This is a genomic window from Nonomuraea sp. NPDC049141, from assembly GCF_040648415.1.
GTDB lineage: Bacteria > Actinomycetota > Actinomycetes > Streptosporangiales > Streptosporangiaceae > Nonomuraea.
Genome location: NZ_JBEZDR010000189.1, coordinates 1 through 1670 on the forward strand (window position 1 = coordinate 1; position 1670 = coordinate 1670).

General features: G+C 72.0%; 2 protein-coding genes. Both read left to right on the top strand.

The window, feature by feature from the left end; genetic code table 11:
- The first annotated feature begins 282 nt into the window (after positions 1-282).
- Positions 283-1536: an activator-dependent family glycosyltransferase gene (locus AB0B91_RS65745; RefSeq protein ID WP_089002944.1), complete on the top strand. Its 1254-nt coding sequence runs from the start codon at positions 283-285 to the stop codon at positions 1534-1536.
- Positions 1537-1555: 19 nt separating this feature from the next.
- Positions 1556-1670, top strand: a 115-nt coding sequence (locus AB0B91_RS65750; RefSeq protein WP_358343167.1) for a helix-turn-helix transcriptional regulator, incomplete at its 3' end; no start/stop codon positions are given.

The window sequence follows — 1670 nt, forward strand, 5'->3', positions numbered from 1 at the left end:
GCCGGCGCCGCCGGGCTACGCCTCCGCGCTGACCGTGCTGGCCGCGGCGGCACCGCGGGTGGCCGCTGCGGCGTCCGGCGGGCTGCTCGGCGGGGTCATCGACCGCGCAATCTGCGAGAAGACCCCCTGAGGGCGACGGACGCAGAATGGGAGCCGGGCACCCGACGGGCGTCAGGCGAGCCGCTCCGGAATCGGCCCGAGGCCGTTGTGGACAAGACACCTGCCGATCAATTCGAGCCGGCCGCCCGACATTCCCCCGATCCATTCAGGAAGGGTTATCAGATGCGGGTTCTCTTCGTCACCTACGCCGAACGGACCCACTATTTCCAGATGGTGCCGATGGCGTGGGCGCTGCGTACCGCGGGGCACGAGGTCCGGATCGCCAGCCAGCCCGCGCTCCAGGACACCATCGTCGCGTCGGGGCTGCCCGCCGTGTCGGTGGGCCGGGACCACAGCTTCGACCAGGTGCTGGTGGAGAAGTCCGATGACGAGGGCTGGTCGGAGCGAGTGGCGAACGTGCTCATCGACCCCGCCGGCGTGGCGTACGACGACTTCGTCCGCTTCCTGCGGGAGGCCACCATCTACTCGGGCCAGGTCTTCAACGACCCGATGGTCGACGACCTGGTGGCCTACACGCGGCAGTGGCAGCCGGACCTGATCGTCTGGGAGATGTTCACCTTCGCCGGGGCGGTGGCCGCCCGGGCCACCGGGACCCCCCACGTACGCCTGCTCTGGGGCGCCGACGTCATGGTCCGGATGCGGCAGCACTTCCTGTCACTGCTGGCACAGCAGCCGCCGCAGCGGCGACGGGACCCGCTCGGCGAGTGGCTGGCGCAGACCGCGGAGCGCTTCGGCGCCTCGTATGACGAGGAGCTGATCACCGGCCAGCACACCCTGGACCAGTCCCCGGCCAGCATGCGGCTGCCGCTCGGCCTACCCACCGTCACGGCGCAGTACGTGCCCTACAACGGGCCGTCGCGGCTGCCGGACTGGCTGCGTGAGCCACCCACGCGCCCCCGGGTCTGCATCACGGCGGGCATCTCGATGCGCGGCTTCCACGGCCACGACCCGCTCCCGCTCAAGACCCTCCAGGCATTCGGCGACCTGGATCTGGAGGTCGTCGCCACGCTGGTGCCGCCCGAGGGCGAGACGATCGACCTGCCTGACAACGTACGGCTGGTCGACTTCGTGCCCATGCACGCGCTACTGCCCTCCTGCGCGGCCGTGGTGCACGTCGGTGCGGCCGGCATCGGCGCGACGGCCACCCGCTACGGGGTGCCCCAGCTCACCCTCGTACCGGCCCAGTGGGACGCCCCGGTCCGCGCCGCACGGATCCAGGAACTGGGGGCGGGGCTGAGCATCCCGCAGGAGGAGGTCACCCCCGAGGTGGTCCGCGAGGCGGTCCTGCGGCTGGTCACCGAGCCGTCGTTCCGGGCGGCCGCCGACCGCCTGCGGGCCGAGGTGCTGGCGGAGCCGACCCCGAACGAGGTGGTCCGGGTCCTGGAACGGCTGGTCACGCCATGCGACCCGCGCTGACCGTGCCGCCGCACCGCCCCTGGCGGTCCCCGGTGACCCCGCCGCAGCCCTCCGAGAATTCCGGCTTCGGGCCGGCCTGACGCAGGAGGAGCTGGCGGACTTATCCGGGCTCAGCGTTCGTACGATCGGCAATC